This window comes from Sphingomonas epibiotica (assembly GCF_039615155.1).
In the GTDB taxonomy this organism is placed as follows: domain Bacteria; phylum Pseudomonadota; class Alphaproteobacteria; order Sphingomonadales; family Sphingomonadaceae; genus Sphingomonas.
In genome coordinates this window covers 80,999-87,671 of the sequence record NZ_JBDGHY010000010.1, presented here as the reverse complement: position 1 = coordinate 87,671, position 6,673 = coordinate 80,999, and the positions used below count along the sequence as shown (strand labels likewise).

Genomic DNA, 6,673 nt, shown 5'->3' with positions numbered 1-6,673 from the left:
AACGACCCTGCCTTGAGGAACGATAGGTGATCGAGGCCGGTTTCGATAGCTGCTCGCGGTGATGCAAGATGCCAGATCGTCATGCAGGACTACAGGTTTGCCCGATCTCGACCGAGAGATCGGCCTCGGGTAGGTAGCCGTCGCGGTTCGCGCCGGGCATCTACAAGCTGCAGTTCGACATGTCGGGCTACCCGGACGCGAAAGCGGCGCCATTCTTCCCCGAGATCGATCTCGTGTTCCGCGTCATCGACCCTGCCGCGCACTACCATGTCCCCGTCGTGGTCAGCCCCTACGGCTACTCCACCTACCGGGGCAACTGACCACCAATCACGCCTCGATCCCTGCCTCGAACATCGGCTTGTATAGCTCGTGCTCGAGCGAGCGCAGGTAGCGGTCGAGGCGGTCGACCAGCGCTGCGACGTCCGCAGCATAGGTCGGGACGTCCGAAGCGATCGCGTTGCCGCTCCAACGCCGTATGTGGTCGGAGTAGCGCAGTCGAAGCTCGCGATCCTCTTCCATGATCCGCTCGTAAGTCGGCATCCGATCGGCGAAATAGCCTCGGGCCTCCTTGTTCCAGCCCTGCTGTGTAGGCAGATACTCCCGTACCGCATTGGCCAGGTTCATGCGTAGCCGGCCGAGGTCGGTAAGCGGAGGTCCAGCCTTGACGCAGTCGCGAAGCGCGTAGGCAGCGGCGCGGATCGCCTCATGGGCGCGCCTGCTATCATCTGGCATCATCATCTCGTCCTGCTCGCCATCCTCTTACTAGCCGTCGTTGCTGGCGCGCCGCGCGCCGATCATGGCCGTCGCACGCTCGGTCGCCGCGCGCGTGTCGTTGGCCAGCTTCTTGACCTCCGACGCGACCACCGTGAACCCCCGGCCTGCCTCGCCCGCCCGCGCCGCCTCGATCGTTGCGTTGAGCGCGAGCAGGTTGGTTTGTGCAGCGATGCCGCCGATCGCGGTCACGATCGTGTCCAGCTCGGCCACCGTGTCCTGCAATGCCTGTCGGCGCAGGTCGAGCGATCGCTGCAGCGCCTCGCTTTCGGCAAGGCGGTGCTCGGCTTCCCGCTCCAGCAGCACCTGGCGCGTGATGTCGGCGGCGATCTTAACAACCTTTCTCGGCCGTCCATCGGCATCGAGGATCGGGTTGTAGGAGGCCTGGATCCAGATCTCGCGGCCGTCATGCCCGATCCGGCGATACCGTCCCGCATCAAACTCACCCCGCGACAGCCGCTCCCAAAGCCTCGTGTAATCGGTCGAGCGCGCCTCGGCAGCGTCGCACAACATGCGGTGGTGCTGGCCCACGAGCGCCTCGCTGCCATAACCCAGCATGATCTGCGCGTTCCGGTTGGCGGACAGGATCAGCCCGTTCAGATCGAACTCGATCACGGCCTGGCTGCGATCGACGGCCGCATCGCGGCCGCTGAACTCCGCATCGCGCTCACGCGCCTCGGTAATGTTGGTCGCGAACTTGACGATCTTCAGCGGCCGTCCGTCCGGATCGAGAATGGGATTGTAGGTCGCCTGCAGCCACACGTCGCGGCCGTCCTTGCTGATCCGGCGGTATAGACCTGCGTCGAAGGCACCGCCGGCCAGCTTGCGCCAGAACGCGGCATAGTCGGGCGAGCGCGCATAGTCAGGGTCGCACAGGAGGCGATGGTGACGGCCGATGACCTCGGCCCGGCTATAGCCCAGCGCGTTGAGGAAGTTCTGGTTGGCCTCCAGGATCGTCCCGTCGAGCCCAAGCTCGACGACCGCCTGGCTGCGGTCCATCGCCTTTGATCGCGCCTCAAACTCGGCGCTGCGCAGCTTCGCGTCCGTCACGTCGGTGGCGAAGCCGACGATCTTCACGACCCGGCCGTTCGGATCGAGAACCGGGTTGTAGGTTGCCTGGAACCACAGGTCGCGGCCCTCACGGTCGCGCCGCTTGAAGATGCCCGTCATATGCTCGCCGCGGCAAAGCGTCTCCCAGGCTGCCGCATAGACGTCACTCGAGGCGAGTTCGGGAGGACACAAAATCCTGTGGTGCTCGCCCGCGACATCCTCCGGTGCATAGCCCAGTGCCTTGAGATAGCCGTTACTGGTCGCGAGGATGATGCCTTCAGGGGCAAGCTCGATCGTCAGGGCCGAGCGCCGCATCGCCAGCGTGAGCGCTTCGAACTCGGCATTGCGCTGTCGGCTCTCCGTCACGTCGGACGCGAACTTTACGATCCGCACCGGGCAACCATCCGGGTCGAGCACCGGATTGTAGGTGGCGCGGAGCCACAGCTCGCGGGCATCCTTGCCGACGCGGCGGTAGGTCCCGGCATCGAACTCGCCGCGGCCGAGCTTCGCCCAGAAGGCGGCATAGTCGGCTGTGCCGGCGTAAGCGGGGTCGCAGAACATCCGGTGGTGCCGCCCGACCACCTCGTCGCGCGTATAGCCCGTCAGGCGAAGAAAGACGTCGTTGGCGTCGAGGATGATGCCGTCGGTCGCGAACTCGATCACCGCCTGGCTGCGATCGAGCGCCGCGAGCCTCGCCGCGGAATCGGCAGCCGCCAGCTTGCTCACGGTCACGTCGGTCGCGACCTCCAGAACCCGGATCGGCCGCCCCTTCTCATCGAGCACCGGGGTGTAGGTCGATTGCAGCCAGACCACACGGCCGTCCTTCGCGATGCGCCGGTACTCACCCGTCTGGTGCTCGCCGGCAGCGAGTTTTGCCCAGAACGCCGGATCGCTCGATCTCGATGCGGTGCCACTTGTTTCGTGCGAGCGGTCGGGGAACCCTGCAATTTCGTCCAGCCGGTAGCCCAGCGTATCGAGGAAGCGTTCGTTCGCCCAGCGGACGGTGCCGTCGAGGTCGAACTCGGCAACGAGGCTGGAGCGGACCAGCGCCGCCCAACCCGCATCCGTTGTCCCGCGCGCCCGCAAGGCGAGCACGGCGCGCGCCTTGGCGGCGCCGACCGTCACGACCAGGACCGCCAGCGCTGCAACAGCGATGAGCGGCGCCATGAGGTCGGGCGCCAGCACGATCCCGCCCGTGCCGGCCGCAGACCCGGAGATCACGGCGCTGATCGCGGCCATGCCGGTGAAATGCAGCAGCAGGATCGCTAGCGTCAACAAGGCGGCAGCGGCAGTTCCCGTGGCGGCGCCGCGGCGAGCGATGGCGAGGTACAGCGCCGGGGCGACCGGCAGCACCGCGAGGAAGACCGAGGCGACGACCAGGACGGACGAGAAGCGGAAGGTGCCCGGAAACAGGACGGCGCTCATGCCCAGATAGTGCATGGCCGAGATGCCCGTGCCGACCATCGCCGCACCGGCGACATAGCCGATGCGGTCGTGCCTGAGGACGCACGTCCGCAGCCCGGCCCAGGTCATGACGATGGCGATGGCCAGCGACGCCAGGGTACGTCCCGGCAGGTAGCCGACCACGATGCCGGGATCGTAGCCGAGCATCGCGATGAAGTGGGTCGCCCAGATACCCGTCCCCGACGCGAAGGCCGCGCCGAGCAGCCAGCGGGACCGCTCGCGCGCCGGCGCGGCGCCAAGATGGCGCAGAAGGAACACGACGCTGCCGGTCGCCGCGATGCAGACCAGGGCCGCGAGCGCGACCAGCCACTTGTTATGCTGATGGGTCAGACAGAAGAAGGCGTCGAACATCTGTTGCGCCCTTTCTCGCCGCGCTAACAAGGTAGAATGCCTTAGGTTAACGGGACACTAGGGTCAGGACTCGTTGATCACAGCCAGAAGATGACGGTGGCAGCGAGGGCGATTGCGGAGAAGAAGGCGGTGGGGCAGCGGTCGTAGCGGGTAGCGACCCCGCGCCAGTCCTTGAGGCGGCCGAACATGATCTCGATGCGGCTGCGACGCCGATAGCGGCGCTTGTCGTACCGGATCGGTTCGTTGCGCGACCTGCGGCCTGGGATGCAGGGTTGGATGCCTTTGGCCTGGAGGGCGTCCCTGAACCAGTCGACGTCGTAGCCGCGATCACCAAGCAGCCACTGCGCCTTCGGCATGTCATCGAGTAGCGCTGCCGCGCCGGTGTAGTCGCTGACCTGGCCCGCGGTCATGAAGAAGCTCAAGGGGCGCCCGTTCGCATCGGCGATGGCGTGAAGCTTGGTGTTCATGCCGCCTTTGGTGCGGCCGATCAGGCGGCCAAGATCCCCTTTTTAACCCGCAGGCTCGATGCCGTGCGGTGAGCCTTCAGGTAGGTTGCGTCGATCATGACCGTCTGCGGCTCGGCGCCGGCTGCAGCCAGACCTTCCATCATTCGCGTGAACACACCGGCCTCGCCCCAACGCTTCCACCGATTGTACAGCGTCTTGTGCGGGCCGTACTCGCCGGGTGCATCTCGCCAGCGCAGCCCGTTGCGATTGACGAATACGATGCCACTCAGCACCCGCCGATCGTCTACCCTCGGCCTCCCGTGGCTCTTGGGAAAGAACGGCCGCAGCCGCTCCATCTGCTCGTTCGTCAGCCAAAACAGGTCACTCATCCCGGTCTCCTTGCGGAGCCTGAATCAGATCGCGACGCTCACATCAATGGGTCCTGACCCTAGCCGCCGCGAGCTTGTTCGGGCTTCACCCGGACGATCGAAGCCTTCAAAGTCGACGGACTCACTAGGCCGACCGACCAGCACCAGCATCACCTCGACGATCGCCGACCCCATTCCGGCACCCCGCATACCTTCCTGCCACTTCCCCATTCCGGCGCAAGACCGTGACGGATCAGCCGGGATCAGGGCATACGACGATCATACCAGAGTGCAAAAATTGCGATGGCGTAGAGAATGCGGCCATGATCGCGGCGGCCGGTGCGATGTTCGAAAAACAGGGTATCGATCGCATCCGGGTTCAGCAGGCCGGACGATCGCAGGCCGCCATCGTTCCACATCTCCTCGACATAGCCGCCGAAGTCGTCGGCGAACCATTCAGCCAGCGGCATCTGGAAACCCTGTTTGCGGCGGTCGAGGATATTGGCGGGCAGCCACGGGGCCACGGCCTCGCGCACCGGCCATTTCCCCAAGCCGCCGCGCAGCTTGATCTGCCCCGGCATCGCCAGCGCGAGCGACACCATCCTGTGCGACAGCATCGGCACTCGGACTTCGAGGGAATGTGCCATGCTCGCCCGGTCCACCTTGGTCAGCATCGCACCGGGCAGGTTGAGCTGCAGATCGCACATCGCGAACTGATCGAGCGGATCGGTGGAGATTGCGTCGGGATCGGGACAGAAGGATCGCGCCATGTCCGACAACGCGGCTGGACCGTCGCGTCCGTCGAGCGCGGTTCCGGCGAAGAGCCGCCGTCGCAGTTCGGGCGTGGTTATCTGCGTCTTGGAAAAGAAGCGTGCGACGCCATCGGCCAGCCCCAGCCCCGCCGCGGTCTTCTGCCAGCGCTGGAGCCGGCGGTTCGCACCCGCCCACGGCAAGGGCGGGATTCGCGCTGCATGGCGGGCCGCGCCGCGCACCACGGCCGGCAGCCGCCCGAGCCGGCGTTCGGTCAGATGCCGTTTGTAGCCGAAGAACAACTCGTCGCCGCCGTCCCCCGACAGGGCGACCTTGACGTCCTGTGCCGCCAGGCGGGAAAGATACCAGGTCGGCACGGCGGAAGGGTCGGCAAAGGGTTCGTCATAGACGCGCTGGATCGCGGGCAGGACCGTTCGTGCATCGTCGGCGTTCAGTCGCATCGTGCGATGCCGACAGCCCAGATGATGCGCCACCGCCTCGGCATAGCGCGATTCATCGTACCGCGGATCATCGAAGCCGATGGTGAAGGTGCGGACAGGCCGATCGGACACGCGCGCCATCGACGCGACGACCGCCGATGAATCCACGCCACCGGACAGGAACGCACCGACTTCGACGTCGGCACTCAGCATCTGGTCCCGTATTGTCGCCAGCCACGTATCGCGAAAGGCGTCGATCCATCCGGCATCGGTCCGCGATTCGTCGTGCGTATAGCGTGCGGTCCAGTATCGATGATGTTCCGCTGATCCTTGCGCGCCAAGTTCCAGCGTCGCTCCCGGTTCGAGCATCCGGACCTGACGATAGATCGTCGATGGCCCACGCATGTGGCCGAAGGTGAAATATCCGTGGACGGCATCGGAATCGATGTCGAACGTCATCCCCGGCAGCGCCAGTATTGCCTTCAGTTCCGACCCGAACGCCAGCGTATGTCCGTTGATCGCGTAATATAGCGGTTTGATCCCGATGGCGTCGCGCGCCAGCGTCAGACGCCGCGACGACCGGTCCCAGATCGCGACGGCGAACATGCCATCCAGACGTGCCCACGCATCGCGCCCCCATTGCCGCCATGCGGCCAGCACGACTTCGGTGTCGCCATCGGTGGCGAAACGGTGGCCGAGCGCGGCGAGTTCGTCGCGCAGGCGGCGGTAGTTATAGATTTCGCCGTTGAAGACGATCGCATGGCGACGATCGGCGCTGTGGATCGGTTGATCGCTGCCGGCAAGATCGACGATGCTCAGCCGCCGCATCCCGAACCCGAAATCTCCGTCAACCAGCACCCCGTCGCTGTCCGGGCCGCGGTGCAGGATCGCATCGCATTGCCGACGTATCGTCGCGGCGACGACTGGACCACGCCCGCGCGCATAATATCCCGCGATCCCGCAAATGGGGCTTCTCCTCGATCGAACGCGCGGTCTGTAGGCCCGCGCATCGGCGCTGTCACCCATGCGACTT

Annotated in this window: 4 protein-coding genes and 1 pseudogene; 1 reads left to right on the top strand and 4 read right to left on the bottom strand. The window is 65.7% G+C overall.

All coding sequences use genetic code 11. From position 1 onward, the window contains the following. Window positions 1–155: 155 nt before the first annotated feature. Window positions 156–320 (top strand): annotated as a pseudogene (locus AAIO73_RS17820) (hydroxyisourate hydrolase); the annotation flags it as partial. A 7-nt stretch (window positions 321–327) separates the two neighbouring features. Here AAIO73_RS17820 and AAIO73_RS17815 read toward each other — a convergent pair. From AAIO73_RS17815 to asnB, 4 genes are all read right to left on the bottom strand, one after another. After that, on the bottom strand, window positions 328–738 hold the full coding sequence (locus tag AAIO73_RS17815) for a hypothetical protein (RefSeq protein ID WP_066690626.1): 411 nt from the start codon (window positions 736–738) through the stop codon (window positions 328–330). Window positions 739–762: 24 nt separating this feature from the next. Beyond that, the gene (locus tag AAIO73_RS17810) at window positions 763–3,636 is read right to left on the bottom strand and encodes a PAS domain S-box protein (protein ID WP_066690629.1); all 2,874 of its coding nucleotides are present in this window, start codon (window positions 3,634–3,636) and stop codon (window positions 763–765) included. Window positions 3,637–3,713: 77 nt separating this feature from the next. Further along, window positions 3,714–4,471 (bottom strand): IS5 family transposase gene (locus AAIO73_RS17805; RefSeq protein ID WP_157092785.1). Its coding sequence is split into 2 segments (ribosomal slippage): window positions 3,714–4,138 and window positions 4,138–4,471, totalling 759 coding nucleotides; the frame shifts between segments, so codons are not numbered across the junction. Between the two features lie 242 nt (window positions 4,472–4,713). Further along, window positions 4,714–6,666 (bottom strand): asparagine synthase (glutamine-hydrolyzing), encoded by a 1,953-nt coding sequence (gene asnB / locus AAIO73_RS17800; RefSeq protein ID WP_084401619.1) that lies wholly within the window; start codon window positions 6,664–6,666, stop codon window positions 4,714–4,716. Window positions 6,667–6,673: the final 7 nt, after the last annotated feature.